The following is a 24,758-nucleotide window of genomic DNA, read 5'->3' as shown; positions in this document are numbered from 1 at the left end:
CGCAGGGGCCAGCGCACGTGGATGAGCCCGCGTACGCGTCGGTGGGCACCGCCTGGACGGACGCGCCGGACGGCGGCGTCGAGATCCGCGGCATCGTCAGCGGCGACGACGGCCACGCGGTCGGTCATGCCACGCTGACGCTGATCGACTCGCGTGGCCGCCAGCTCTCCCGGGCCGTGACCCTGGCCGACGGCGGGTACGCCATCTGGACGCCCGGCATGGGCACCTACGTCCTGATCGCGTCGGCCGCCGAACGCGACCCGCAGGTGGCCACCCTCGTCGTGGGCGACCGGCCGGTCGACTTCAACCTGATCCTCACCGGCTCGAACAGGCTGACCGGAGTGGTGCGCGACCTGGAGGGCAAGCCGGTGCCCGGGGCGGTCGTCGTGCTGACCGACGTCCGCGGCGAGGTCGTCACCACGGGCGCGACCGACGGGGAGGGTTCCTACAGCCTGTCCGGCGTGACCTCGGGCGGCTACACGCTCGCGGTCAGCGCGGACTCCTTCCGCCCGGCCGCCGTCCCGGTCGAGGTCGCCGGCGCCGGCCAGACCAGGCAGGACGTCGAGCTGCGGCCCGGCGCCCGGATCCGCGGCACCGTACGGGTGGGCGACGGCGGCCCGCTGAACGACGCGCGGGTGACGCTGCTGGACGCGGCCGGGAACGTGGTCGGCACCACGACGACCGGCGAGGACGGCGCGTACGCCTTCGCCGACCTGACCGGCGGCCAGTACACGCTCATCGCCACCGGATACCCGCCCGTGGCCGACACCGTGAGCATCAACGGCCGCGACGACGACGACCGCGACCTGTGGCTGGTCCACGCCGACTGACACCCGACACCGCGACGACCGCTCGAAGGGACGAGCAAGGAAAGCAGGGAGAGCAGGAGCACCATGTACACCAGCCAAGAGCAGGCCGGGCGGAACGCCACGGCGAGCCGGCAGACCGAGCGGAGCGCTCCGGGGAGCCCTCAGAGCGCCCCGGCGGGTCGGCAGGGCGAGCGGGGCACTCCGGGGGACCGGCAGAGCGCCCCGGCCAGCCGCCGGGGCCTGCACGCCCTGATCCGCACCAAGGACGGGTGGGCCGTGCAGCACGCGATCGTCACGGTGACCGACCTGACCGGGCAGCAGGTCGCGCGGGCCGAGGCCGACGCCGAGGGCGTCGTGTCGACCGGCCCGCTGCCGCCCGGCGTCTACACGGCCGTCGCCACCGCGGCCGGATACACACCGGCCGCGATGACGGCCATCGCGACCGGGTCCGGCGCCGCCGAGCTGGGCACGGTGGTGCTGGCCCGGCAGGGCGGCGTCGACCTTCCCCCACCCGGGATCTGGACGCTCGACCCGGCCCACTGCACGATCGCGGCGACCGCCCAGCATCTGGGGCTCAGCACCGTACGGGGACGGTTCACCCAGTTCGCCGGGCGGATCGAGGTCGGCACGGACCCGGAGACCTCGTCGGTGGCCGCCGACATCGTGGCCGCCTCGATCGAGACGGGGAACGGCACCCGCGACGACCATCTCCGCTCGGCCGACTTCCTGAACGCCGCCGCGTACCGGATGATCTCCTACCGCAGCACCGGGCTCACGCCCGCGGGCCCCGACCGGTGGATCGTGCACGGGACGCTGACGCTCGCCGGGGTACAGCGGCCGGTCGACCTCGACCTGGCTTACCTCGGCACCGGCCCCGACCCGTGGGGCGGCCTGCGGGCGGCGTTCCGGGCCGAGACGGAGCTGCGCCGCGAGGACTTCGCGATGACGTACAACCAGGTCGTGCGGGCCGGGGTCAACCTCATCGGGTCGACGCTGAAGGTGGAGCTGGACATCCAGGCCGTGCAGGGGGCGTCCCTGCCCTAGGCGAGAGTTTCCTGGGACCGGCAGACCAGGCAGGCAACCAGACGACGGGCGGGCCCGCGGACCGTGCCGCCCGTGCGGAACCCCGGCGATGGTGGGTTCCGTCGCCTACACCAGGTCGAGGTCGCGCAGGCTCTGCGCCGTCTGCGCAATCGTCGTCTCGGCGGGCCGCGGACGCCAGCCGAGCTCGCTGCGGGCCCGGTCGTTGTGGATGATCGGCCGTGGCGGGTCCTCGCCCGGCACCTCCTGCGTGGGTACGCGTGCGCCCGCCGGGCCGAGCCGTCGGCGCAGGATCTGGGCCACCTCCAGGAAGCTCAGCGTCGCGCCGTCGGCGACGGCCAGGAAGCGCTTGCCCGCGGCTTTGGGCTCCGCCATGGCGCGAAGGTGCAGGTCGGCCACGTCGCGCACGTCGACGACGCCGAATCGCCGGCGGGGCGCGAGGCTCATCGTTCCGTCGAGCATCGCCTTGATCAGCTGCGTCGAGGAGCGCAGGCCGGTCGTGAGGGTGGGCCCGAAGATGGCCGTCGGGTTGACCACGACGAGTTCGGTGTCGCCGCCGTCGCGCTCCATCAGGGCCCATGCGGCCCGCTCGGCGATCGCCTTGGAACGCGGGTATGGCGCCAGGCCCGGCGTGTCGGGATCGGTCCAATCGTCTTCGGTGAACTCGGCGCCCGGCTTGGGCGTGTATCCGACCGCGGCGAAGGACGAGGTGAGCACGACGCGCCGGGCATCCGCGTCGCGCGCGGCACGCAGCACCCGCAACGTGCCCTCCCGGGCGGGGACGATCAGCTCGTCAGGGTTCTCGGGCTGGGCGACCGGGATGGGCGAGGCGACATGATGGACCTCCTCGCACCCGGCCACCGCGGCGGGCCAGCCGTCGTCGGCCACCAGGTCGGCGGTGACGATCTCCAGGCCGGCGTCGTCGGCGTCGCCGCGGCGCACCGCCGCACGCAGCTCGGCCTCCTGAGCCGTCCGGCGCACCGTGGCGCGTACCGGTCTCCCGGCCCGCAGCAGTGCGGCGATCAGGTGCGTCCCCACGTAGCCGGCCCCGCCGGTGACCAGGACCCGGCTCATCACAGCACCCCCAAGCGACCGGCCGCGTCGATGGAACGCCGCGTCGCCTCGGACTCCGCGGCCGTGTCGCCGCGGTCGCGAGCGTCCCACAGCGCCGCTTTCTCCCGCAGATAGGCCAGCCGGGCATGCTGGGCGAGGATCTCGGCCTCGATGCGCTCCGCGTGACGCAGCAGCAGATCGCGCTGTTCGGCCGCCGCCAGCCGCCCGCGGGTACGGTTCGCCAGGTAGGTGCGCATGTCTTCGATGCCCACGCCGACCGCGCGAAGGCAGGCCAGCGCCTCGATCACGTGAAGATCCTGGTCGTGGTAACGCCTGTGCCCGCTGTTCTCGTCACGGTCGATCGGGCCGACCAGCCCGACCTCCTCGTAGTAGCGCAGGGTCGGCTCGCTCAGCCCGCTGCGCCGGGACATCTCATGGATGGTCAAAACTGCCATGCGGTCAGCGAAACACACCTCAAGCGCTTGAGGTCAAACGCGGGGTCTGTGCGCCCGGACCGGTGACGTCCAGGTACAGCGCCGGGCGCCGCCACCGATCTCAGCGGGTGCCGCCCGGTCCGGCGCACTGAGCGGAGAGCGACAGCGTCAACATCGGGTCACACGGTCTCGGCACGGGTCAGGTCGCTGATGGCGGCGAGACCTTCGCGTTGCAGGTCGAGCAGATCGCGGGTCTCATCGGGCGCGATCCACCGGGCGAAGGCCGTTTTGAACACCAGAACGCCCAGCTCGCCGGCCAGGGAAGCGGTCACCTGGGCGATGCCGCGGGCGACGAGCGCGGCGGTCACGGCGTGGGAGAGCTTGGCCAGCTTGAGTAGCTCGCGCTCCCGCAACTGCTCGTTCGCCGTGATGATCCCGTTTCGCATGCGGGAGAAATCCCGGCCCCGTCCGTCCTGCAGGACCCGGCCCCCGGCATCGAGCGCCGCGGCGAGCAGACCGGCCATGGACGCCTCCGCCGGGGCGTCGGCGATCGCGCCCACGAAGGCGGCTTCGAGCTGCTCCCCGCCGGCGAACAGCACCTCGCGCTTGTCCGCGAAATGCCGGAAGAACGTCCGCTCGGTCACCCCGGCCCGCCCGGCGATCCCGGCCACGGTCGTCGCCTCGAAGCCGTCCTCGGCGAACAGCTCCATCGCCGCCCGCTGCAGACGATCCGACGCTCCAGGTGCCCAACGTGCCATGTCCGGATCGTAGCCCGAACCGAGGTGATGACAGAGCCTGACATCACGGCTATGCTGGTGATGTCAGCCCCTGACATCATTCTTGGAAGCGAGCCCAACCATGCACGTTTTCGTCACCGGAGCTTCCGGATTCATCGGCCGCGCCGTCGTCGCCGAGCTCATCGCCGCCGGTCACGAGGTGACCGGACTGGCCCGTTCCGAGGCATCGGCATCCGTCATCAAGGACCTCGGGGCGGACGTCCACCCCGGCGACCTCGACGACCTCGACCAGATCCGTCAGGGCGCGAACGCGGCCGACGGCGTCGTCCACCTCGCGAACAAGCACGACTTCGCCCACCCCGAGATCTCCAACCGCGCCGAGCGGGCCGCGGTCCAGACCATCAGCGACACGCTCGCCGGGTCCGATCGGCCGTTCGTGCTCGCGGCCGGCCTCGCTCTGCCCGGCCTCGGACGCCCGTCGACGGAGCGGGATCCCAGTCCCGCCGTCGGCCCGGACTCACCGCGCGGCGGTGCCGAGAACCTCGCCCTCACCTACGCCGACCGTGGCGTACGGGTGATTTCCGCCCGCTTCGCCCCCACCGTCCACGGCGAAGGCGACCACGGCTTCATCTCCATCATCGCCCAGGCCGCCCGACGGCGCGGAGCCTCCGTCTACCCCGGCGAGGGGCACAACCGCTGGCCCGCCGTCCACCGCTCCGATGCCGCGCGCCTGGTCCGGTTGGGGCTCGAGGACGCCCCCGCCGGCACGATCCTGCACGCCGCCGCCGAAGAGGGCGTGCCCGTCCGGCGGATCGCCGAAGCGCTCGCCGACCGCCTCGGCGTGCCGGCGAAGCCCGCCCCGGCGAAGCAGATCGCCGACGAGATCCCGTTCATCGGCGGGTTTCTGGCCGCCGACTTCCCTACAACGAGCACGATCACGCGCGAACTGCTCGGCTGGCGGCCCACCGGCCCCACACTCCTGGAGGACATCGCCGCGGGCCACTACGACCAACCCTGAACCGACCGTGATCACGGGCGACGCGGTGCCGGCCGCGCCGCCCACCCCCACCGGCATCACCGGCGCAGGCCCACGAGCAGCGTCCACGCGGGGAACATCGTCCAGACGACGGCGCCCGGGATCCCGCCGGCGGCCCAGGCCCACGACACGTCGAAGACGACCGTGACGAGGAAGCCGACGCCGAACGCCCCGACGGCGACCGGCAGCCCGATCACGATGGCGCGGCCGAGGCGGGTCACGGCCGCGGGCAGGGTGCCGGTGCGCGCCCCCGCGGCGCTGATCGCGCCCGCCCAGCACATGCCGGCGACGGCGCTCAGGCTCACCGGGACGACCTGGTACTCGAACGGCATCAGGCCCGTGAGCAGCAGCGCCTGCAGCACGACGACCAGGACGGCGGAGACCAGGCCGATCCTGGTCCACCCGCGGGCGCGGGCGTCGCCGGCCATGAGGCGGCCCAGGCCGCGGACCACCGGCACGAGCGCCAGGTACTGGAGCAGGACGAGGACGTCGTTGGCCGGGCCGAGCCAGCTGTCGCCGGGGTCGTCGGCCCAGGGCCGCGCGACGACGTAGAACAGGACCAGGAACGCGTCCGCGACCAGGCCCGTGACCCCGCCGGCCACCGCCTGCCGGCGCAGCGACGCGGGCAGCGGGTGCGGGTCTGTCTTCACCGGTTTCCTCCTTCACTCTCGCGAGTTGCCCGCCGGGCCGCCGATGAGGAACGGGGTGGTGACGTTCTCGTACATGAGGTGGACGAGCAGCCCCTCACGCGCGTGCGGCAGGTTGTGGCAGTGATCGACCCAGATCCCGGGGTTGTCGGCGAGGAAGGCGATGTCGTAGGACTCGCCGTCCTCGACGTTCAGGGAGTCGACCCACCAGGGGCTCCCGGTGGCGGGCACGCCGTCGCGGGCCAGCACCACCGCGCGATGGCCGTGCAGGTGCATGGGGTGCACCTCGCCGCTGTCGTTGACGATCGTCATGCGGACGACGTCGCCGTCGGCGACCGTGAACATCGGCACGTCCGGATACATGTGGCCGTTGACTGTCCAGTACAGCCCGGGGACGCCGTCGAGGAAGCCCGGCCGGCGGCCCATCTCGTAGCGGAAGGCGCGGTCGGGGTGCGCCGGGTCGAAGCCGAGGGGCGCGGGGGTGCCGTAGGTCAGCAGGTCGAGCGTGGCGGCCGGGCGGGCGCTCGCCGGGACGTCGGACGGGCGGCCGAGCACCACCGACAGCGGCCCGCCGATCTGCACCCGTACGGAGCCGCCGCCGGACGGCATGGTCACCTCGAGGTCGGCCCGGCCGCCCGCCGTCACGAGGACGGCGGCGTGCTCGACCGCCGTGGGGCCGTGCAGGTCGGTGCCGTCCACGGCGACCAGGCGCCACGCGGCCCCCGTGACCCACACCGGGGTGGGGCCGTTGTCGGTGTTGATCACGCGTACCCGCGCCGTGGCACCGGGCGGGGCCGGGGCGGTGACGTCGGACTCGGACCCGTTGACGGTGCGGATCCCGTGGTAGAGGTGCGACAGGGCGACGACGTCGAGCGCGGCCTGCGGGCGCGCGGGCCGCACGACCAGGGCGCCGAAGAGGCCGCCCGCGACCTGCTCGTGCGACAGCTGGTGGGAGTGGTACCAGAACGTCCCGGCCCGGCGGACGACGAACCGGTAGACGAAGTCCCGGCCGATCCGGACCGCGTCCTGGGTGACCCCGGCGACGCCGTCCTCGCCGCCCGGGACGTCCACGCCGTGCCAGTGCAGGGTGACCCCGCCGGGCACCGACGCGTTGACCAGCCGTACCTGTACGAGCTGGCCCGCCACGGCCGTGATCTGCGGGCCGGGGGAGCGGCCGTTGAAGGTGTACCCGTCGATCTCGCGGCCCGACGCCAGCCGCACGCGCTGCTCGCGCGCGGTCAGCGTCACCTCGACGTCCGGCCTGCGCGCCGGGTCGGCGACCAGGGTGGTGATGTCGCGGGTGGCGGCGTTCCGGTGGTGGTGCGGCGCGACCGCCTGCCGGCCGCCGTCGGCGTACCCCATGTCCATGACGGAGTACGACCGCGGCAGCCGGCTCGCCTGCCACAGCCAGCCCAGCGGGACGACGACGGCCAGCGTCGCGGCGCAGGCCGCGACCAGCCGCACGCGACGGGTGAGGACCATGACCCTCACACCGCCGCCGAGGCGGGCGCCTCGGCGGCGACGGGCCGGGCGCGCCGGGCCGCGTGCAGGGCGACCGCGAACAGCGCCATCGCGTTGAGCCCGTGCAGCCCGCCCACCCACGGCAGGTCGTGGCCCGAGTAGCCGAGCATCGCCTGGACGGCGACGAGGAGCAGCACGAACGCGGCGAACTTGACCCCGCCCGGGATCCGGGCGAAGAACGAGACGATCAGGAGGAGGAGGGCGACGACGGGAATGACGAGCCCGCCGTTGATGCCGTGCACGATGAGGCCGACGACCTCCGGGAAGGCCAGGTCGTCGCTCTCCATGACGGCCTTGTCGAACACGTTGCCGGCCGAGACCCACTTGCCGAGCCCGGCGATGGCCAGGACGATCGCCGCCGCCTGGACGGCGACCTCGACGGCGACGGCGTACGCCAAGACCTTGTAGACGATTCTCATGGTTCCTGTCCTTTCGACGGGGAGCGGAGCGCCTTGACGAGCAGGGCGGCGCCGAGCGGGGCGGCGCCGAGGAGGTAGGGGACGGCGAGGTCGGCGGTGAGCGCGCCGAGCAGGGCGGCCACCGCCGCGATCCCGCCGATGACCGGGTGCGCCAGCCCGGCCCGGCCCGCCACGTACGACAGCCCCGCGAGGGCGGAGGCCGCGCCGACGGCCAGCGCGGGCGGCAGGACCGGGCCGGCGACGTGGAGCGCCGCCTCGACCGTCGCCGCCGAGGCGACCAGGCCCAGCAGGGCCAGGACCACGGCGGCCGGCGCGCGGCCGGCGTGGCGGGGTCCCCACGCGGACAGGTCGCGGTACACGAGCGAGACGGCCACGACGGCGAGCCACGCACCGGTGACGCGGACGAACCCGAGGGCAGGCCCGCCCGCCAGGCGCCCGGCCGGGCACAGGGCCGGCTCGCCCGCCAGGCAGCCGGCCAGGCAGAGCGCCGACGACGCCAGCAGGCACAGCCCGCCGGCCACCCGCGTCCTCATGACCGCCAGCGTCGGCGCCACCGCGTCCCGGCGTCACGGGGCAGATGTCCCAGCCGGCCCGGGAGGCCGGGCCCCGCTATCGGGGTTCGCCGCCGAGTCCCGCTTCGCGGGCCCGGACGATGGCCGCGGACCGGTCGGTGACGTGCAGCTTCGTCAGGACGTTCGAGACGTAGTTGCGTACGGTCTTGCCGCTCACGCCGAGCCGCTGGGCGATCGCCATGTTGTCCAGGCCGCGGGCGACGAGCCCCAGGACCTCGTGCTCGCGCTCGGTGAGCTGCGGGAACGGCGACGCCACCGCGACCCGGGCGAAGTGGGCCAGGATCCGCGCGGCCACGCCGGCGCCGAAGACCGCCTCGCCACGGGCGACCGCGCGTACCGCGGCCACGATCTCCTCGGGCCCGGCGCCCTTGAGCGCGTACCCATGGGCGCCCGCGCGCAGGGCGGCCAGGACGTTCTCGTCGTCGTCGTACATGGTCAGGATCAGCGAACGGGTGGGCAGGCCGGCGGCGCGCATCCGGGCGGTGACCGTGAGGCCGTCGCCGCCGGGCATGTTCACGTCGAGCACGGCGACGTCGGGCCGGTGGTCCACGGCCAGGCGCAGGGCGTCCGCGCCGGTGGCGGCCACGGCCAGCACGGTCATCCCGGCCTCGGCGTCGAGCAGGGCCCGCAGGCCCGACACGAAGACCGGGTGGTCATCGGCGAGGATCAGCCTGATCATGGTCCCCTCCCAGGCTCGTCGGCAGAAAGGCGCGGATGTGGGTGCCGCCGCCGGGCGGGGAGCGCATCGACCAGGCCCCGCCCACTTCGGCGGCCCGTTCCCGCATGGAGCGGATCCCCACGCCGGCCGTCCGATCGGGGTCGAGCCCGCGGCCGTTGTCCCGCACCGTCACCTCCACGCCGCCGTCCGACGGCGTGACGGTGGCCGTGCAGTGGGTCGCCTCGCTGTGGCGGACCGCGTTCGTGATCGCCTCGACGGCGATCCGGTAGGCCGCCGTCTCGACCGCGGCCGGCAGCGCGGGCAGCGGTTCGGCGCCGACGACCTCGATGGACATGGCGCCCGACAGGGCCGCGGCCCGCGCCCGGATCGCGCCGACGACGCCGAGCTCGTCCAGCGCGGGCGGGCGCAGCGCCTCGACCAGGCGCCGCACATCGGTCAGCGACGCGGCGGCTTCCGCGGAGATCTCGTCGAGCAGCGGACGCGCCGCCGAGCCGGGCGGTACGTCCCGCGCGGCGAGGCCGGCCTTGATCCGGATCGCGGCCAGGGTCGGGCCGAGACCGTCGTGCAGGTCGCGGCGTAAGCGGCGGCGCTCGTCCTCGCGCGAGGCCACGACCTCGGCGCGGGACCTGACCAGGTCGTCATGCAGCCGCACGGCCTGCACCGCGGTGCCCACCTGCTGTGCCAGGGAGGCGATCAGGCCGAGGTCGACGGGGTCGAGCGGATCGTCGCTGCCGCGGGCCGAGACGCGCAGGTGCCCGATGAGCGTGCCGTGGTAGCGCAGCGGCTCGACGTGCACCTCGCCGACGGGGACGCCGTACTGCGTGGCCAGGTGACCGGCGCCGGAGCCGTCCACCAGGTCGATGGCCGCATGCGGGACCCGCAGCGACCGGGCCACGGTCTCGACGATCGCGGGCAGCACGTCGGCGGGCAGCAGCACCGCCTGTAAGCGGGTGCCGAGGCGGGTCAGTGCCGCGGACGGGTCGCGGCGGTCGCCGTACATCACCCGGTTGACCGTGCTCTGCGCCAGCGCGCGCAGCGGCGCCAGCGCGAGCGCCGCACCGGCCGCGGTGAGCGCGGCGGCCACCGGCTGCGACAACCCCAGCCCGCTGACCAGCAGCGCCACGACGGCCGCGTACCCGGCGACCAGGATCGCGACCACGCTGGCGTACACGAGCGACCGGTTCGCCAGCCGCTCGATGTCGAACAGGCGATGGCGGCGCAGCGCCACCCCGATCCCGGCCACGAACGGCAGCCCCGACAGCCCGAGGGCTCCCGGCGGCAGGGGATGCGCCGCGGCGAGCAGCTCGGGAAGGTGCCAGCCGGCCAGGCTCAGCAGCGTCGCGACCGCGCCGCCCGCCACCAGCCAGCGCATCCTGGCGCGCATCAGCGGATCGGGGTTGCGGCGGTAGGCGGCGAGGCCCCACACCGTGCTGGTGACCAGGACGGCCGCCACGACCGCAGTCTGGCCGCCGTGCACCAGCCCCAGCCAGCCGAGCGCGTTGGGCACCAGTTTCGCGGCGAGCGCGCTCCAGAGTGCCATCGCGGCCGGCGGAGCGGCGTACGCGAGGGCCATGGCCCGGCGGCTGCGGGCCGGCAGCGGCCGGGGCGCGGTGAACGCGATCGTGAAGGCCAGCAGCCCTCCCCAGGAGATCGAGTACGCCACGATCGTGTTGAGGTGGAACAGCCACAGCTGGGCGCCGCCGGTGGCCAGGGCCAGGACGGGCAGCCCGGCGGTGACGGTGAGCGTGCTGCCCAGCAGGCCCGCCGCGAGCACGAGCAGCGGAGCCGTCGCGGGCTCCTCGGGCCGCCGCAGATACAGCGCGACGGCCAGCCCGGCCAGCGCGAGCACGAAGACGAGGTCGCCCCAGCCCTCCATGAGCAGCGGGTACGGATCGGGGCGGCCGACCCGGACCGCCACCGTCGTCGGCCGCTCGCGGACCACGTCGTAGACCAGGGTCGTGCCCGGCCGCGGACGGGGGACGACGCCCAGGCCGTCGGCGAGCCGATGCCCGGCCACACCGGTCACCAGGTCACCGGTCCGCAGCCCCACCCCGCCGGACGCGCCCGGCGCGCTCACGGGGGCGCCGGGGACGTCCACCGGAGTGCCGGCGACGTCTGCCGGGGTGCCCGGGACGTTCACCACCACGCCGTCGGCGCGCCAGCCCAGCGGCACCACGCTGCCGTCCGACGGCGCGTCCAGCCCGGCGGCGGTCGCCACCACGCCCAGCACCACCAGGAGGATCGCCGCTCCCGCCGGAATCCGGCGCGACCACCCTGACGGGCCCGGCCACAGTCGCCACATGGACACGCACACATCGTGACCGACACCCCGGCCGGAAAACCATCACCCGGACGCCTACGGTTTGGATGGAAAGGCGTGTCAGGGGCCGGTTCTATTTCCCGGACAACGTGAGAGCCCAGGCGAGCAGGCCGAACGCGGTCGTGGAGACGACCACGCGGACGAGGTTCCAGCTCCGCCACCGCATCTCGCCGAACGCCTCGCGCGCCGCGGCCACGTCGATGCGGCCGGGATCCCCTGCCGCCTTGAGCGCGTCGTTGAGCGGCACGTTGACCACCAGCGTGATGACGACGGTGATCACGTACAGGACGAGCGCGGCGACGATCCACGGCAGGGCCGGGCGGCCGAGATGGGCCACCGCGGCGAGGAGCGTGAACAGCAGAGCGCCCAGGAAGCCGCCTCCCATGAACCACGGGTTGATGATCGCCCGGTCGAGCGCCTGGAACGCGCCCACGAAGGTGCGGTCGTCGGTCCGCTCGAGGCCCGGCATGACCGTGTGCGCGTACAGGGCGAAGGCCCCCGCCACGAGGCCCATCGACAGCGTGGCGGCCATCAGCGCCGTGATCCGCATGCCTTCCACAGAGTCCTCCCAGCGGGCTCAGCGATGTCGTCCGGTCCTCACGATCCCATCGGCTCCTTTCGTGGACCTGTCCTGAACCTGTCGCCCGGGCCACGCCGAAACCCGGCGAAAGGAGGCGGTCCGCGCGACGCAAGGTTTGTGCAAGAACGATGGCGTCGCCGGTGGCTACCGTAGTTCGTAGCGGCACGTGTCGATGGACCGGTTGCGGCACGACGACGTCCCACCCGCCCGTGCTGTCGTCCATCACTTCGCGACGTCAGGATGAATGTGGACATAAGGTCGAATGCCGGATTTCGGTTCGGGATTTTGGGCCCGCTCGAAGTCGTACGTGACGGCCGGCCGATCTCCCTTCCGGCAGCCAAGCAGCGGATCGTGCTCGCCACGCTGCTCCTGCGCGCCAACCGGAACGTCTCGCCGGACGAGCTGATCGAGCGGCTGTGGGCCGACGACGTTCCCCACAACGCCCGCAGCGCGTTGTACACCCACGTGGCGCGGTTGCGGCGCGCGCTGGGCGAGGACCCGGGCGGTGACGGCTCCCACCGGCTGATCCGCACGTCCGACGACGGCTACGTCATCGATGTGCCGCCCGAGGCGCTGGACCTGTCGCGGTTCCGGGCGCTGGTCGCGCGCGCCGGCGCCGGCACGGACGCCGCCGGCGCGGCGGATCTCCTCGGCCGCGCGCTGGGGCTGTGGCGCGGCCCCGTGCTGGCCGGCGTTCCTTCGGAGTCGCTGCACCGTGACGAGGTGCCGCCGGTCGTGGAGGAGCGGCTGCGGGCCGTCGACCGGTGGTTCCAGCTCGGCCTGCGGCTCGGCCGTGACGACGAGATGGTCAAGGTGCTCAAGGAGGCGACCGCGGAGCATCCGTTCCACGAGCGGCTGTGGGCGCAGCTCCTGGTCGCGCTGCATCGGTCCGGCCGCCGGGCGGAGGCGCTGGAGACGTACCGGAGCGTCGTCGCCCTCCTGCGCGATGAGCTGGGCGTCGACCCCGGCCAGGAGCTGGTCCGCCTGCACTCCGCCATCCTGGCAGGCGACCCCGAGGCGGCGCGCGTGCTCGATGACGGCCACCTCCCGCCGGCCTCCCAGCCGGACGACCCGCCGCCGAGCCCGGTACGCCCGCGGCAGCTTCCCTCCGACCTCGCCTCCTTCACCGGGCGCCGCGACGAGCTCGCTGCCCTGAACGCCCTCCTCGACCGCGAGGACGCTCACGCGTCGCCGCCGATCGTGATCGCCGCCGTCAGCGGCATGGGCGGAGTGGGCAAGACGGCGCTGGCCGTGCACTGGGCGCACTCGGTCGCCGACCGATTCCCCGACGGCGTGCTCCATCTCAACCTGCGCGGCTTCGGCCCGGGCAACCCCGTCGAGCCCCATGCCGCGCTGGAGCTGCTGCTCAACGCGCTGGGCGTGGTCGGGCAGCGGGTTCCCAAGGAGACGGACGCCCGCTCGGCGCTGCTGCGCAGCGTGCTGGCCGGGCGGCGGGTCCTGATGCTGCTCGACAACGCCCGCGACGCGGCCCAGGTGCGTCCGCTGCTGCCGGGCTCGCGCTCGTTCGTGCTGGTCACCAGCCGCAACCAGCTACGCGGCCTGGCCGTACGGGAGGGGGCGCGGCCCCTCGTGCTCGGCCGGTTCTCGCCCGGCGAGTCGACCGCCCTGCTGGCCGCGATCCTCGGCCCGGAACGGATCGGCGCCGAGCCGTGGGCCGCCGCCGAGCTGGCTCGGTCGTGCGTCCACCTGCCGCTGGCGCTGACGATCGCGGCCGAGCACGCGATGTACCGCCCGGACAGCCCGTTGCAGAGCCTGGCCGAGGAGGTGCGGGCCCAGCGGACCCGGCTGGACGCGCTGGACACCTCCGACGACCACGAGGCGAGCGTGCGGGCGGTGCTCTCCTGGTCGTACCTGGCGCTGGAGCCGCCGGCGGCCCGGATGTTCCGCCTGCTGAGCCTGCATCCCGGTCCCGACGTCGGCCCGGGGGCGGCGGCCGCGCTGGCGGGCGTCCCGGTCGCCGAGGCGCGGCGGCTGCTCGACGTCCTGGCCGACCGGTCGCTGCTCGAGAGGCCCAGCGGTGAACAGGGCCGGGAACAGGGCCGGGAACAGGGCCGGGAACGGCACCGCTTCCACGACCTGCTCCACGCGTACGCCGCCGAGCAGAGCGCCCAGACCGACGGCGCGGCCGAACGGACGGCCGCCGTCCGTCGCGTGCTGAACTGGTACCTCCACACGGCGAGCCGCGCCGCGGACCTCGTCGAACCCACCAGGAGACGCTTCCCCGACGTGATCGACCGCGCCCCCGCCGAGCCGCCCGCGCTGGAGGGCCCGGAAGGCGCGCTGATGTGGGTGGAGGAGGAACGGGCCGGCCTCGTGGCGGCCGTCGCGCTGTCGGCCGAGCACGGCTGGGAGGACTTCACCTGGCGGCTGGCGCATGCGCTCTGGCGGTTCTTCCTCATCACCGGGCACGTCCGCGACTGGGTCGACACGCATCTCCGGGCGCTCGACGCCGCGCGCGACATCGGCGACCCCCGCGTCCTGGCCGAGACGATGAAGAACCTCGGCTTCGCGTACTGGCGGGCCGGGCACCTCTCCGAGGCGCTGGACCACCACAGGCGGGCGCTCGTCCTCGACCAGGAGAGCGGCGACGGCTGGGGCGAGGCCAAGACGCGCAACCATCTGGGGTTCATCCACGACCGCGCGGGCCACTTCGCCGAGGCGCTGCGCCAGCAGCAGCGCTCCCTCTCCCGCTACCGGGAGGCGGGCGACCTGTGCGGCCAGGGCCGCGCGCTCGTCGGCATCGGCAACGCCTACCGCCAGCTCGGGCACCACAGCGCGAGCATGGTCCACCTCAAGAGGGCGCTCGCCATCACCTGCGAGATCGGCGACCGCTGGGGCGAGAGCCTGGCCCTCACCGCCATCGGCTTCACCCGCCTGACCGGCGGCTACGGCGCGGAAGCCACCCGCCCTCTCTACCGGGCACTCACCATCTCCCGGGAGATGGGCGACCGCTGGGGGGAGAGCATGGCCCTCATCGTGATCGGCCTCGGCCTGCTGATCAACGGCGAGTACGGGGACCCGTCCCACCCGCTGTGCCAGGCGCTCGCCATCTCCCGCGAGATCGGCGACCGCTGGAGCGAAAGCCTCGCGCTCACCGCCATGGGGTTCGCCAGCCTGGCCTCGGGGCGGAACGCGGAGACCACGCGCTACCTCCGGCGCGCTCTCACCGTCAGCCACGAGATCAGATGCGTCGCCGGCGCCGACGACCTGCTCCACGAGGCGTTCCGCACCGCCATGCCGCGGGCCGGCCACCAGACGCTCGTCTCCACGCTGTCCTTCCACACCCGCCTGCAACTCAGGCTGGCCGCCGTGGACGCCCCTCGCGCGCTCGGCCCCTCCCCGCGATGAGCGCTGATCAGGGCGCTTCGCGCTCCCACTGCCGGTAGGCGGCGACCGCGGTCGGGAGTGTGGGGAAGAGCCGCTGCTCGCCGACCGTGGCGGTCAGGCCGTAGGCGTCCAGGTACGTGCGCAGGTCCTGCTTGACCCTGGCCATGGCGAAGACGATGCCGCGCCGCTCCAGCTCCTGGCGCAGGGAGTCGACGGCGTCCAGGGCGGTGATGTCCACCTCGACGTTGGCCTCGGTGTTCAGGACGAACCAGCGGACGGGGGTGTCCTGCTGGTCGACGGCGGCCAGGGCGCGGCGGTGGAAGTCCTGGGCGTTGGCGAAGAACAGCGGCGAGTCGTAGCGGTAGATCACCAGGCCGGGGATGGTGCGGGCGGCCGGATAGTCGTCGATGTCGTGCATGCCCGCCAGGCCCGGCACCACGCCCAGGATCGCGTCGTGCGGGCGGGCCACCCGGGCGAGCATCTCGGCGACCGACAGGGCCACGGCGAGCAGGATGCCGTACAGGATGTCGAAGATCAGGACCCCGGCGAAGGCACCGAGGGCGAGCAGGAGCTCGGTGCGGCGGAAGCGGGCCAGCCGCACGAAGTCGGGCAGTGAGACGAGCCGGGTGGCGGCGTACACGACGATCGCGCCGAGGGCGGCGGTGGGGAAGTCGGCCAGCAGCGGCCCGGCGAACATGAGCACCGCGACGACGGCGACCAGGCAGATGAGCGAGTACAGCTGGGTGCGGGCGCCGGCCGCGTCGGCGAGGGCGGTGCGGCTGCCGCTGCTGCTGACCGGGAAGCCGTGCAGCGCGCCCGCGCCCAGGTTGGCCGCGCCCAGCGCGAGGAGCTCCTGGTTGGCGTCGACCTCCTGGTGGTGGCGGGCGGCGAAGGAGCGGGCGGTCAGCATGTTGTCGCTGTAGCCGACGAGGAAGACGCCCACGGCGGGCAGCAGCAGGTTCTCCAGCGGCGGCAGCGAGGGGGCGGGCAGCCCGGCGGGGATCGCGCCGACCACCTTGATGCCCCGCACCTCCAAATGGAACACCGACACGCTCAGCGTGGCCAGCAGCACGGCGAGCAGGGGCGCCGGGGCCGCGGGCAGCCGCCACTGCAGCAGGAACAGGAAGGCGAGCACCGCGGCCGCCATGATGACGGTGCCGGGATGAGCGCGGGGCAGCAGGCGGACGAACGACGACACCTGGTCGATGAGGGACTCTCCCGTCACCGGGGCGCCGATGAGCTTGCCGAGCTGGCTCGCGATCATGATGACGGCCACGCCGGCGAGGTAGCCGACCAGGATCGGCCTGGACAGCAGGTCCGCGACGAAGCCCAGCCGCAGCAGCCGGCAGCCCAGGCAGAGCAGCCCGACGATGAGGGCCAGCGAGGCGGCCAGGGACGCGTATCCGGCCGGGTTCCCGGCGGCCAGGGGGCCGATGGCGGCGGCGGTCATCAGCGCGGTGGTCGACTCGGGCCCGACCGACAGCTGGCGGGAGGAGCCCAGCAGGGCGTACAGGGCCAGCGGGGCCAGGATCGCCCACAGCCCGGTCACCGGCGGCAGCCCGGCCACGGTGGCGTAGGCCATGACCTGGGGGACGAGGTAGGCGGCGACGGTCAGCCCGGCGAGCAGGTCGCCACGCAGCCATTCGCGCCGGTAGGCGGTCAGGGTGGCCAGGCCGGGCAGAAAACGGATCACGCCCGAGGATGGCGCATGATGGCACGCGGGCGCCAGCATCACGCGCCCTGACCGGTGGAGGGAGTCCGAAGGCATGAGTTCTGACGGGTTGCGGCGCAAGCCTTACGAGAAGCGGCTGCTCCAGTTGCAGGGTGAGCTGGTGAAGCTGCAGGAGTGGGTGAAGGCGGAGGGGCAGCGGGTGGTCGTGGTCTTCGAGGGGAGGGACGCGGCGGGCAAAGGGGGCACGATCAAGCGGGTCGCCGAATATCTCAACCCGCGCGTGGCCAGGATCGCGGCGCTGCCCGCGCCCACCGAGCGGGAGCGGACGCAGTGGTACTTCCAGCGCTACGTGGAGCACCTGCCGGCCGCGGGGCAGATCGTGCTGTTCGACCGGAGCTGGTACAACCGGGCCGGGGTGGAGCGGGTCATGGGGTTCTGCACGCAGGAGGAGTACACCCGCTTCCTGCACCAGTGCCCGATCTTCGAGCGGTTGCTGGTGGAGGACGGGATCCTGCTGCGCAAGTACTGGTTCTCGGTGAGCGACGACGAGCAGGAGCGGCGGTTCCGGTCGCGGCTGGAGGATCCGATGCGGCGGTGGAAGCTGTCGGAGATGGACCTGGAGTCGATCACGCGGTGGGAGGAGTACTCGCGGGCCAAGGACGAGATGATGATCCACACGCACATCCCCGAGGCGCCGTGGTACGAGGTGGAGAGCGCGGACAAGCGGCGGGCCAGGATCAACATGATCTCCCACCTGCTGTCCACGATCCCGTACGAGGAGGTGCGGCGGGCGCCCCTGAAGATCCCGCCGCGGCCCGCCCCCAGCGGCTACCGGAGGCTGCCGCGGGTGGAGACGCCGGTCCCGGACGTGACCGGAGACCTCACCTGATCAGGGGCCGGGCTCGCGTCCGACGGCCCTGGAGCGGAACTGCGACGGCGAGACGCCGGCCCACGCCACGAACGCCTGCCGTAAGGACTCGGCGGAGGTGAACCCGCACCGGCGGGCGATGGCCGCGACCGGCTCGCGCGATCCGGCGAGCAGCTGGGAGGCCGCCTCCAGCCGCGCGTCGCGGACCAGCCGCGACGGGGTCCGGCCCACGTGCTCGACGAACAGCCTGCTCAGGTGCCGCTCGCTCACCCCGGCGAGCGCGGCCAGCCGGGGCACGCTCAGGTCGCCGGTGAGGTTGCTGATCACGTGGTCGATGACCCGCCGGACCAGGGCCTGGTCGGAGCGCGGGATCCGGTTGAACAGGCTCACCTGCGCCTGGTTGCCGGGGCGCTTCAGGTAGGCGACCATGCCCATGGCCACGCGGCGGGCGAGCTCGGCCCCGTGGTCCTCCTCGATGAAGGCCAGCGTGAGGTCGAGGGCGGCGGTGACCCCGCCCGAGGTCGCGACCGCGCCGTCCCGGATGAAGATCGGCGCCGGGTCGACGTCGACCCGCGGGTAGCGCGCGGCGAGCTGCCCCGCGTAGTGCCAGTGCGTGGTGGCCCGGCGGTGGTCGAGCAGCCCGGTGGCGGCCAGCACCGTCGCCCCGGTGCACACCGACGCGACCCGCCGCGACAGCCCGGCGAGCCGCAGGACCTGGCTGACGAACCGGGGGTTGGCGGCGGCGGCCGCGTGTCCCCGCCCGCCGGAGACGACCAGGGTGTCGATCGGGCCGTCCATCCGGTCGATCCGGTGCTGCCCGGACAGCTCGAGCCCGGAGTCGCAGCGCACGGGCCGGCCCATCGGCGTCGCGAACACCACCTCGTACGCCGGGTCGGCGCCCTGCTGGTTGGCGTGGTCGAACCCGGTCGTCACGGACGCCACGTCAACGAGCTCGATGCCGTCGTAACCGATCATGACGATCAGCCGTGCCACCATGGCCACATCGTACGGGTGCGCCGCTCGCCACGGCGATCCCGGACCTCCGGCCCAGCCGGCGCGGGCGCCGCGGCCCACTACGATGATCAATAATTGTGGTCGTCACCCGGGGGCGGTAGAAGTTGTCAGGGCCAGAACGCGTTCGTGCCGTCCTGGAGAGCAAGTTCGTGCAGCGCGGCGTCATCGCCGTGATCGTCATCAACGCGATCACCATCGGATGCGAGACGAGCGCGGACCTGATGGCGCAGGTCGGCGGGCTGCTGCACGCCGTCGACCGGATCGCGCTGGCGATCTTCACGGTCGAGATCGCCGCCCGCCTGTACGCCTACCGCAAGTCGTTCTTCGCCGACCCGTGGAACTGGTTCGACGCCGCCATCGTGGGCATCGCGCTCGTCCCGGCCTCCGGGCCCACGTCGGTGCTGCGGTCGCTGCGCATCCTGCGGGCGCTGCGGCTGGTCTCGGCGGTGCCCAGCATGCGGCGCGTGGTGGGCGCGCTGCTGACCGCCATGCCCGGGATGGCCTCCATCATCGGCCTGCTGGTGCTGATGATCTACATCGCGGCAGTGATCTCCACGAAGCTGTTCGGGGAGCTCGTGCCCGACCGCTTCGCCGACCTGCCGCGCTCGCTGTTCACCCTGTTCCAGATCATGACCGGCGACGACTGGGGCAACGTCGCGCAGGAGGTGATGGAGCACAAGCCGTGGGCGTGGGTCTTCTTCATCGTCTACATCCTGATGTCCACCTTCGTCGCGCTGAACCTGTTCATCGCGGTGGTGGTCAACGCCATGCACGAGACGGAGCCGTCCCCGGCGGAGACCCGCGCGCAGGCGGAGCTGGAAGAGGTGAAGCAGGAGCTGGCGGCGGTCAACGCCAAGCTCGACCAGCTGCTGACGCGCGAGCCCACGCCCGCGGGCGGCAAGGGCCCCTGACGGGGACGGCTGCCGCCGCTACCTTCGCCGCTTGCCGCCGTAGAGGCCGACCGTCAGCGAGACGCCGAGGGCCGCCAGGGCGACCTGGATGGCGAGCTCGATCCAGTCGACGCCGCCGGTCTCGGCGACGCCCAGAACGGAGGCGATCGCGGTGCCGACGAGCGCCGCGACGACGCCGATCGCGATCGTCAGCCAGACGGGGATGCGCTGCCGCCCCGGGATGACCAGCCGCCCGAGGGCGCCGATCACGATGCCGATGATGAGTCCGGAAATGATGCCGGTGATCGCCATGCTGAACTCCCCGACGCTCGGTGGTCCGTCTGTCCCGCACAACGAACGCGCTCCACGGCCGGTTCCTGACGCTCCCAGCACGGTAGCAACGGCCCTTCCCGGGGAACATATGGCCAGGTCAGCCCCGCGTAGACGGCTTGGGCTGACGTGCTGAAATCGGGGGGTTCAGCGGCGATGACCATAAAACCAGCGGCAGTGCACGGCGTCTCACTGGCCACGTCCTTGGCGGTGGGGGCGTTCGCCCTCGCCGCCTGCGGCAGTAGCCCGGCGCGGCGGGACACGACCATGATGTCCGGAGCCGTGCCGGTCGCGACGGCGAGCGCTCAGTCGAAACCCGCTTTCGACGACGCCGACGTGATGTTCGCGCAGATGATGATCGCGCACCACCAGGAAGCCATCGAGATGGCCGAGCTGGCCACGACGCGGGCAACGTACGAGGAGACCAAAGAACTGGCGGAGAAGATCAAGTCCGGGCAGCAGCCGGAGATCGAGACCCTGCAGGGCTGGTTGAAGGAGTGGGGCAAGACCACGCCGATCAGCGAGGCGGGGCACGAGGCGGCGGCCGGCATATCCGACGCGAACATCAAGACACTGCTGGACGCCCGGGGCTCGGCCTTCGACAAGGAGTTCCTCACGATGATGGTCGATCATCACGAGGAGGCGATCGCCATGGCGCGGGTCGAGCGGAAGCACGGGAAGAGTTCGAAGGCGAAGAAGCTGGCCGATCGGATCATGAAGGAACAGCAGACCCAGGTGACGCAGATGAAGAAGCTCCTCGCCCGGATTCCATGACGCGAGGGTCTCGACCGGGCGGGAGGTCACGGGTGACCGGCCTCGCGTCCGGGCGGGGGACGCTGGTCGGGGCGCGCGACGGGGAGTTGCCCGTCAGCCGCGCCCTGACTGTTTTCGAGGTCGCGTGCGCTCTGGTGGCCAGCGGCACGGTCACAGCGGGATGTCCGGATATGGCCGGACCTGAGCCTGCGGCACAGAAGATCCTTTGGTGTCCGTAGAGCTGCTTCGCCAAGGAGATCCGCATGACGCCGACCACGGTCACCCAGGCCGCCCGGTTCAGAGACCTGCACGAGGGCACGGTCCTCGTGCTCCCCAACGCCTGGGACGCCGCCTCCGCCGCCCTGATCGAGGCCGCGGGCGCGCAGGCGATCGCGACGACCAGCGCCGGCGTGTCCTGGGCCAACGGGGCGCCGGACGCGGAAGGGCTCGGCCGGGAGCGGATGGTGGCCGCCGTGTCCGCCATCGTGGCGGCCGTGACGGTGCCGGTCACCGCCGACATCGAGGGCGGGTACGGCGACGTCGCGGGCACCGTTCACGCGGTGATCGAGGCCGGCGCGGTCGGCGTCAACCTCGAGGATTCCCCCGGCCCCGACGGCGCACCGCTGCTGTCACCCGCGGACCAGGCCCGGCGCATCGCCGCGGCGCGGGCGGCGGCCGACGCCGCGGGGGTCGAGCTGTTCGTCAACGCCCGCACCGACGTCTACCTGGCCGGTGCTCCGGGGGACCGGCTCGCCGAGGTCGAGGAGCGGGCGCGGGTCTATGCCGAGGCCGGGGCCGACGGGCTGTTCGTGCCGGGCCTGCTGGACCTGGACGCCATCGCCCGCCTGGCCGGCGGGCCGCTGCCGCTGAACGTGATGGCCGGGCCCGGAGCCCCGCCGGTGGAGCGGCTGGCGGCGGCCGGCGTGGCGCGGGTCAGCGTCGGTTCGGCGATCGCCCAGGCCGCCTACGCCTGCGCCGCGCGGGCGGCCGCCGAACTGCTCGGCGGCGGCACGTACGCGACGCTCGACGGCGGCCTCGACTACGGCGGCCTCAACGCCCTCCTCCGATGAGGACACCGTCCTCGCCCGCGCTCACCGGTCCCGAGGTCACTTCTCGCAGGTGAGGCGGGGTTCGGCGTCGTAGACGGTGTGGAAGCGCTGCTTGCGCAGGACCTTGCCGTCCTTCTTGAAGATGCGCCACACGTCGATGGCGAAGCCCTCCGAGCCGTCCATGGGGATGCACTCGTCCCCCTTCTCGCTGAGGGTCTCGACGGGCTTGACGTTGTAGCGGTCGGAGCTCTGCGACTCGATGTCGTAGCGCTTGGTGCTCCAGAACTGCACGGTGACCGCGGTGCTCGTGTACGAGGTCTTGATCAGGACGCCGTGGCGGGAGTCGTTGCGCCAGCGGAAGTCCGGCTGGGGGAAGGAGACCGTGGACTCGCGCCCGGCCGGGTAGCGGGAGATGTAGTACTGGTGGGCCCGGTGCTGGACGTCCTGGAAGCCGCCGAAGAAGACGGCGTTGAACATGGTGGTGGCGAACTGGGAGACCCCGCCGCCGACGTCGTTGACGAACCGGTTGTTGAGGATCATCGGCGCCTCGACGAAGCCGCGGGCCTTGTCGCGCTTGCCGACCACGTCGTTGAGGGAGAACGTCTCCCCGGGCTGCACCACGTAGCCGTCCACGATGTCGGCGATGGTGTGGATGTTGGTCACGCGGGGCGCGCAGCACGGGTGCTGGGTGGTGAACGAGCTGACCTGCTCCTTGACGCCGAGCTTGGCCGCCTCGGCGGTGGTCACCCGGGGCTGCCGGGCCGTGGCGGGCAGGTCGACGCGGCGGCTGCCCGCCGCGACGGCCTCGGCGATGGCCGGGCCGAGTGTCTTGATGTCGGCGCCGTGGCCGGCCCGGGAGGGGACGACCTTCGGCTTGCCCTTGACGATCGTGAAGGAGGCGTCCTTGGGCGGCGTGATCAGCAGCGACTTGGCCATGTCCGCGGCGATCTTGCCGGCGTCGTACGACGGGCGCAGGCCGCCCTTGCCGTCGGGGACGAAGCGGAGACCGGCGGCCAGCTGCTCCCTGGACACGGTGGCCTGCTTGCCGCCGCTGGCCAGCGTGAGCGGGGAGGCGATCGCGGTGCGCGCCGTGGCGGAGGCGACCTCCTTGACCTGGGCGGCGGTGAGCGCGGGAGGAGTCACCTGGAGTTTCAGCTCGACGGAACTGCGCCCGGCCGCGAAGGCCGCCCGCACCGCCTGGGCCGCTCCGTCGCGGTCCAGCGCGCGTCCGGGCTTGGGCAGGACCGTGCGCGGCTCCAGCCCCTGGTAGCGGACGCCGCCCTGCACCGGCTTGGTGTCCACGCTCTTGGCCAGGCCGGCGAGTCCGGCGGCCAGCCGCTGCTCGTCCACGATGACCCGGGGCGGGAGCTGCCGGCTGCCGAAGAGGGAGCGGGCGATGCCGGCCGGGGTGGCGGCCCCGGCCATCGCGGCCTCGATGGTGGCCCGGGCGTCGAAGTCCAGCCCCAGCTCGGCGGGCGTGAGCTGGACCCGCTTGTCGCCCGCGACCAGCGTCATCGGCTGCCGTACGCGCTGGGCCAGCTGCCGGTCGAGGTGGGAGCGGGCGGCCTCGGGCGCCAGCCCGCCGATGTCCACGCCGTCCACGCGCGTGCCCGGGGGAACCTTGCCGGAGAGAGAGATGGCGGGCACGGCGTAGCCGAGCACCGCGACCAGGACGACGGCGGCGGTGATGATGAGCACGCGCCGCGAGCGAGGGGCGCTCACGACGGCGCCTGAGTGTGCATGTGGCCCGGGTGCGGGCCGCCGGCCGGGAGGGGCCCGGATCCGGTAACTGTGATGTCCATTTGGTCTTGGATACGGCTGGCGACCCGTTGAGAGTTCTCCGCCGACCTGACCTGCGATGATGCCCGGGGGTCGCGCATAGTGACGGAGTGTACTAGCAGATGTAGTAGGCGCGTCACCGCCGGACGACGGGCACCGGCTGGTCACGGCGGGCGGCCTCCGCCCTGACCCGCTTCCGCAGTTCCTTCGCGTGCCGGACGAACGACCAGGTACGGCCCACCGGACCGCCGGCCAGGCTCCAGTCGTTCAGCGCCCGCTCCACCTCGACCTCCAGCAGGTCGCCCGAGCCCGTCGTCGATCCCAGCAGCACGACGTTCTCCTGCCCTCCGGTCCCCGAGGACCGGTGGAACGTCAGGCACACCGGCCCCGGCGAGCCCGTCACCCCGGCGGGCAGCAGCACCTCGAACCCCCGCCTGGTACGGACGACCGAGCGGGCACGCACCGTCACCGGCAGGCCGTCGGCCACCATCGAGACGACGGGGGCGCCGAGCCCCATCGCCCGCGCGGCGTAGGGCCGCCAGTCCACCGGCGGCGCCGACCGGCTCGGCAGCCGGGGCCCCGACGGCGCCAGGTCGGACCGGGGGAAGCTCGTCCCGCCCGGGCAGGTCCAGGTGCGGGGCGCGGAGGAGAGGTCGCCCTCCGGCCACCAGGTGACGCGTTCGGGGGTCACCTCCACGTAGATGCGGGCGAAATACCAGGTCAGCCCCCTGAGCAGGAACAGCGGCGCGTCGGCGAGCCCGCTCCCGGCCTTGGTCAGCGCCTCGCGCACGTACCGGTCGGTGTTGGCCTGCAGGTCGGCGTCGCGTACGGCGGCCCGTCCCTGGACGAGCACCACGGGCGGCCGGTCGAGGCCGCTGCCCGCCGGGTCGGAGTACAGCAGCGCCACCCGCGGGTCACGGCGGGCGCGTTCGGCCTTGTCGGGGTAGGACAGGCCGGTCGTGACGTCGAGCGTCCCGCCCTCGCCGACGTACGGCGTGACCGGCCAGGTCACCGGGCGGCCGGTCCGGGTCAGCGAGGTGTACTCGCACACGGACGAGCGCTCGAACACCTGCCGCACCTCCGCGGGCAGGACCCCGCCCGCAGGGGCTGTGGTCGTGAAGCCTGTGATCATCGCCTGTCTCCCTTCCGTCCCTCCGGAGACAGTGTGCGGAAGGCTTCTCCTGAACGTCTTGGCGCTCACTTGCGG

General features: G+C 73.2%; 23 protein-coding genes. 8 read left to right on the top strand and 15 right to left on the bottom strand.

Going from position 1 to position 24,758, the window contains the following annotated elements:
• Nucleotides 1-218 precede the first annotated feature (218 nt).
• Together ACWDRB_RS09880 and ACWDRB_RS09875 are read left to right on the top strand one after the other, a co-directional pair.
• Nucleotides 219-830 (top strand): MSCRAMM family protein, encoded by a 612-nt coding sequence (locus ACWDRB_RS09880; protein ID WP_449892862.1) that lies wholly within the window; start codon nucleotides 219-221, stop codon nucleotides 828-830.
• A 63-nt stretch (nucleotides 831-893) separates the two neighbouring features.
• Nucleotides 894-1,853 (top strand): YceI family protein, encoded by a 960-nt coding sequence (locus ACWDRB_RS09875; protein WP_449892689.1) that lies wholly within the window; start codon nucleotides 894-896, stop codon nucleotides 1,851-1,853.
• A gap of 105 nt (nucleotides 1,854-1,958) precedes the next feature.
• On the opposite strand, the gene ACWDRB_RS09870 is transcribed toward ACWDRB_RS09875, so the two are convergent.
• The 3 genes from ACWDRB_RS09870 to ACWDRB_RS09860 all read right to left on the bottom strand — a co-directional run bounded on the left by ACWDRB_RS09870 (nucleotide 1,959) and on the right by ACWDRB_RS09860 (nucleotide 4,095).
• Entirely contained in the window at nucleotides 1,959-2,924 is a 966-nt protein-coding gene (locus ACWDRB_RS09870) for an NAD-dependent epimerase/dehydratase family protein (RefSeq protein ID WP_449892688.1), read from the bottom strand.
• Nucleotides 2,924-3,358: a MerR family transcriptional regulator gene (locus ACWDRB_RS09865; protein ID WP_449892687.1), complete on the bottom strand. Its 435-nt coding sequence runs from the start codon at nucleotides 3,356-3,358 to the stop codon at nucleotides 2,924-2,926. The genes ACWDRB_RS09870 and ACWDRB_RS09865 overlap by 1 nt, the downstream gene beginning before the upstream one ends.
• Before the next feature lie 158 nt (nucleotides 3,359-3,516).
• Nucleotides 3,517-4,095 carry a helix-turn-helix domain-containing protein gene (locus tag ACWDRB_RS09860; protein ID WP_449892686.1) on the bottom strand — a complete coding sequence of 193 codons (579 nt, stop codon included), beginning with the start codon at nucleotides 4,093-4,095 and terminating at the stop codon, nucleotides 3,517-3,519.
• Between the two features lie 100 nt (nucleotides 4,096-4,195).
• On the opposite strand from ACWDRB_RS09860, the gene ACWDRB_RS09855 reads away from it, so the two are divergent.
• On the top strand, nucleotides 4,196-5,092 hold the full coding sequence (locus tag ACWDRB_RS09855; protein ID WP_449892685.1) for an SDR family oxidoreductase: 897 nt from the start codon (nucleotides 4,196-4,198) through the stop codon (nucleotides 5,090-5,092).
• A 56-nt stretch (nucleotides 5,093-5,148) separates the two neighbouring features.
• Here ACWDRB_RS09855 and ACWDRB_RS09850 read toward each other — a convergent pair whose 3' ends face one another.
• The 7 genes from ACWDRB_RS09850 to ACWDRB_RS09820 form a co-directional block, all read right to left on the bottom strand.
• A complete protein-coding gene (locus ACWDRB_RS09850; RefSeq protein WP_449892684.1) occupies nucleotides 5,149-5,760 on the bottom strand; it encodes a hypothetical protein in 612 nt (203 codons plus the stop codon).
• Nucleotides 5,761-5,772: 12 nt separating this feature from the next.
• Complete coding sequence (locus ACWDRB_RS09845; protein ID WP_449892683.1) at nucleotides 5,773-7,239, bottom strand: multicopper oxidase family protein; 1,467 nt, start codon at nucleotides 7,237-7,239, stop codon at nucleotides 5,773-5,775.
• A 5-nt stretch (nucleotides 7,240-7,244) separates the two neighbouring features.
• Nucleotides 7,245-7,697 (bottom strand): hypothetical protein, encoded by a 453-nt coding sequence (locus ACWDRB_RS09840; protein ID WP_355195477.1) that lies wholly within the window; start codon nucleotides 7,695-7,697, stop codon nucleotides 7,245-7,247.
• On the bottom strand, nucleotides 7,694-8,230 hold the full coding sequence (locus ACWDRB_RS09835) for a hypothetical protein (protein ID WP_363964921.1): 537 nt from the start codon (nucleotides 8,228-8,230) through the stop codon (nucleotides 7,694-7,696). Before ACWDRB_RS09835 ends, ACWDRB_RS09840 begins: the two co-directional genes overlap by 4 nt.
• A 76-nt stretch (nucleotides 8,231-8,306) precedes the next feature.
• Nucleotides 8,307-8,948: a response regulator gene (locus ACWDRB_RS09830; RefSeq protein WP_449892681.1), complete on the bottom strand. Its 642-nt coding sequence runs from the start codon at nucleotides 8,946-8,948 to the stop codon at nucleotides 8,307-8,309.
• Nucleotides 8,923-11,250: a GAF domain-containing sensor histidine kinase gene (locus ACWDRB_RS09825; protein WP_449892861.1), complete on the bottom strand. Its 2,328-nt coding sequence runs from the start codon at nucleotides 11,248-11,250 to the stop codon at nucleotides 8,923-8,925. Before ACWDRB_RS09825 ends, ACWDRB_RS09830 begins: the two co-directional genes overlap by 26 nt.
• Before the next feature lie 91 nt (nucleotides 11,251-11,341).
• A complete protein-coding gene (locus ACWDRB_RS09820) occupies nucleotides 11,342-11,818 on the bottom strand; it encodes an anthrone oxygenase family protein (RefSeq protein ID WP_449892860.1) in 477 nt (158 codons plus the stop codon).
• Nucleotides 11,819-12,133: 315 nt separating this feature from the next.
• Between ACWDRB_RS09820 and ACWDRB_RS09815 the strand changes: the two genes are divergently transcribed.
• On the top strand, nucleotides 12,134-15,217 hold the full coding sequence (locus ACWDRB_RS09815; RefSeq protein WP_449892680.1) for a BTAD domain-containing putative transcriptional regulator: 3,084 nt from the start codon (nucleotides 12,134-12,136) through the stop codon (nucleotides 15,215-15,217).
• A 7-nt stretch (nucleotides 15,218-15,224) separates the two neighbouring features.
• Here the strand turns inward: ACWDRB_RS09815 and ACWDRB_RS09810 are convergent, their stop codons facing one another.
• Nucleotides 15,225-16,889 (bottom strand): SulP family inorganic anion transporter, encoded by a 1,665-nt coding sequence (locus ACWDRB_RS09810; protein ID WP_449892679.1) that lies wholly within the window; start codon nucleotides 16,887-16,889, stop codon nucleotides 15,225-15,227.
• A 73-nt stretch (nucleotides 16,890-16,962) separates the two neighbouring features.
• Between ACWDRB_RS09810 and ppk2 the strand changes: the two genes are divergently transcribed.
• Nucleotides 16,963-17,757, top strand: a complete 795-nt coding sequence (gene ppk2, locus ACWDRB_RS09805; RefSeq protein ID WP_355195486.1) for a polyphosphate kinase 2 — start codon at nucleotides 16,963-16,965, stop codon at nucleotides 17,755-17,757.
• Here ppk2 and ACWDRB_RS09800 read toward each other — a convergent pair whose 3' ends face one another.
• On the bottom strand, nucleotides 17,758-18,732 hold the full coding sequence (locus ACWDRB_RS09800; protein ID WP_363964931.1) for a GlxA family transcriptional regulator: 975 nt from the start codon (nucleotides 18,730-18,732) through the stop codon (nucleotides 17,758-17,760). It abuts the gene before it with no gap.
• A gap of 122 nt (nucleotides 18,733-18,854) precedes the next feature.
• Between ACWDRB_RS09800 and ACWDRB_RS09795 the strand changes: the two genes are divergently transcribed.
• Nucleotides 18,855-19,661 carry an ion transporter gene (locus tag ACWDRB_RS09795; protein ID WP_355195490.1) on the top strand — a complete coding sequence of 269 codons (807 nt, stop codon included), beginning with the start codon at nucleotides 18,855-18,857 and terminating at the stop codon, nucleotides 19,659-19,661.
• A gap of 18 nt (nucleotides 19,662-19,679) precedes the next feature.
• On the opposite strand, the gene ACWDRB_RS09790 is transcribed toward ACWDRB_RS09795, so the two are convergent.
• Nucleotides 19,680-19,952, bottom strand: a complete 273-nt coding sequence (locus ACWDRB_RS09790; RefSeq protein ID WP_397369286.1) for a GlsB/YeaQ/YmgE family stress response membrane protein — start codon at nucleotides 19,950-19,952, stop codon at nucleotides 19,680-19,682.
• A 174-nt stretch (nucleotides 19,953-20,126) separates the two neighbouring features.
• Between ACWDRB_RS09790 and ACWDRB_RS09785 the strand changes: the two genes are divergently transcribed.
• Together ACWDRB_RS09785 and ACWDRB_RS09780 are read left to right on the top strand one after the other, a co-directional pair.
• Nucleotides 20,127-20,744 carry a DUF305 domain-containing protein gene (locus tag ACWDRB_RS09785; RefSeq protein ID WP_449892678.1) on the top strand — a complete coding sequence of 206 codons (618 nt, stop codon included), beginning with the start codon at nucleotides 20,127-20,129 and terminating at the stop codon, nucleotides 20,742-20,744.
• Nucleotides 20,745-20,986: 242 nt separating this feature from the next.
• A complete protein-coding gene (locus tag ACWDRB_RS09780) occupies nucleotides 20,987-21,793 on the top strand; it encodes an isocitrate lyase/PEP mutase family protein (RefSeq protein WP_449892677.1) in 807 nt (268 codons plus the stop codon).
• 36 nt (nucleotides 21,794-21,829) lie between these two features.
• Here ACWDRB_RS09780 and ACWDRB_RS09775 read toward each other — a convergent pair whose 3' ends face one another.
• Both ACWDRB_RS09775 and ACWDRB_RS09770 read right to left on the bottom strand, forming a co-directional pair.
• Entirely contained in the window at nucleotides 21,830-23,494 is a 1,665-nt protein-coding gene (locus tag ACWDRB_RS09775; RefSeq protein WP_449892676.1) for a VanW family protein, read from the bottom strand.
• A 193-nt stretch (nucleotides 23,495-23,687) separates the two neighbouring features.
• Nucleotides 23,688-24,683, bottom strand: a complete 996-nt coding sequence (locus ACWDRB_RS09770) for a hypothetical protein (RefSeq protein ID WP_449892675.1) — start codon at nucleotides 24,681-24,683, stop codon at nucleotides 23,688-23,690.
• Between the last annotated feature and the right edge of the window lie 75 nt (nucleotides 24,684-24,758).

The organism is Nonomuraea sp. NPDC003707 (genome assembly GCF_053587055.1).
This window is presented reverse-complemented; position numbering and strand designations above follow the sequence as displayed.

Bases quoted from the DNA above. Each gene is read 5' to 3' on its own strand.
- ACWDRB_RS09875 (WP_449892689.1), top strand. From the start codon at position 894: ATGTACACCAGCCAAGAGCAGGCCGGGCGGAACGCCACGGCGAGCCGG.
- ACWDRB_RS09780 (WP_449892677.1), top strand. From the start codon at position 20,987: ATGACGCCGACCACGGTCACCCAGGCCGCCCGGTTCAGAGACCTGCAC.
- ACWDRB_RS09870 (WP_449892688.1), bottom strand. From the start codon at position 2,924: ATGAGCCGGGTCCTGGTCACCGGCGGGGCCGGCTACGTGGGGACGCAC.
- ACWDRB_RS09820 (WP_449892860.1), bottom strand. From the start codon at position 11,818: ATGCGGATCACGGCGCTGATGGCCGCCACGCTGTCGATGGGCCTCGTG.
- ACWDRB_RS09835 (WP_363964921.1), bottom strand. From the start codon at position 8,230: ATGAGGACGCGGGTGGCCGGCGGGCTGTGCCTGCTGGCGTCGTCGGCG.
- ACWDRB_RS09785 (WP_449892678.1), top strand. From the start codon at position 20,127: ATGACCATAAAACCAGCGGCAGTGCACGGCGTCTCACTGGCCACGTCC.
- ACWDRB_RS09845 (WP_449892683.1), bottom strand. From the start codon at position 7,239: ATGGTCCTCACCCGTCGCGTGCGGCTGGTCGCGGCCTGCGCCGCGACG.
- ACWDRB_RS09830 (WP_449892681.1), bottom strand. From the start codon at position 8,948: ATGATCAGGCTGATCCTCGCCGATGACCACCCGGTCTTCGTGTCGGGC.
- ACWDRB_RS09865 (WP_449892687.1), bottom strand. From the start codon at position 3,358: ATGGCAGTTTTGACCATCCATGAGATGTCCCGGCGCAGCGGGCTGAGC.
- ACWDRB_RS09880 (WP_449892862.1), top strand. From the start codon at position 219: ATGGGCACCTACGTCCTGATCGCGTCGGCCGCCGAACGCGACCCGCAG.
- ppk2 (WP_355195486.1), top strand. From the start codon at position 16,963: ATGAGTTCTGACGGGTTGCGGCGCAAGCCTTACGAGAAGCGGCTGCTC.
- ACWDRB_RS09860 (WP_449892686.1), bottom strand. From the start codon at position 4,095: ATGGCACGTTGGGCACCTGGAGCGTCGGATCGTCTGCAGCGGGCGGCG.
- ACWDRB_RS09855 (WP_449892685.1), top strand. From the start codon at position 4,196: ATGCACGTTTTCGTCACCGGAGCTTCCGGATTCATCGGCCGCGCCGTC.
- ACWDRB_RS09790 (WP_397369286.1), bottom strand. From the start codon at position 19,952: ATGGCGATCACCGGCATCATTTCCGGACTCATCATCGGCATCGTGATC.
- ACWDRB_RS09840 (WP_355195477.1), bottom strand. From the start codon at position 7,697: ATGAGAATCGTCTACAAGGTCTTGGCGTACGCCGTCGCCGTCGAGGTC.
- ACWDRB_RS09825 (WP_449892861.1), bottom strand. From the start codon at position 11,250: ATGTGGCGACTGTGGCCGGGCCCGTCAGGGTGGTCGCGCCGGATTCCG.
- ACWDRB_RS09800 (WP_363964931.1), bottom strand. From the start codon at position 18,732: ATGGTGGCACGGCTGATCGTCATGATCGGTTACGACGGCATCGAGCTC.
- ACWDRB_RS09770 (WP_449892675.1), bottom strand. From the start codon at position 24,683: ATGATCACAGGCTTCACGACCACAGCCCCTGCGGGCGGGGTCCTGCCC.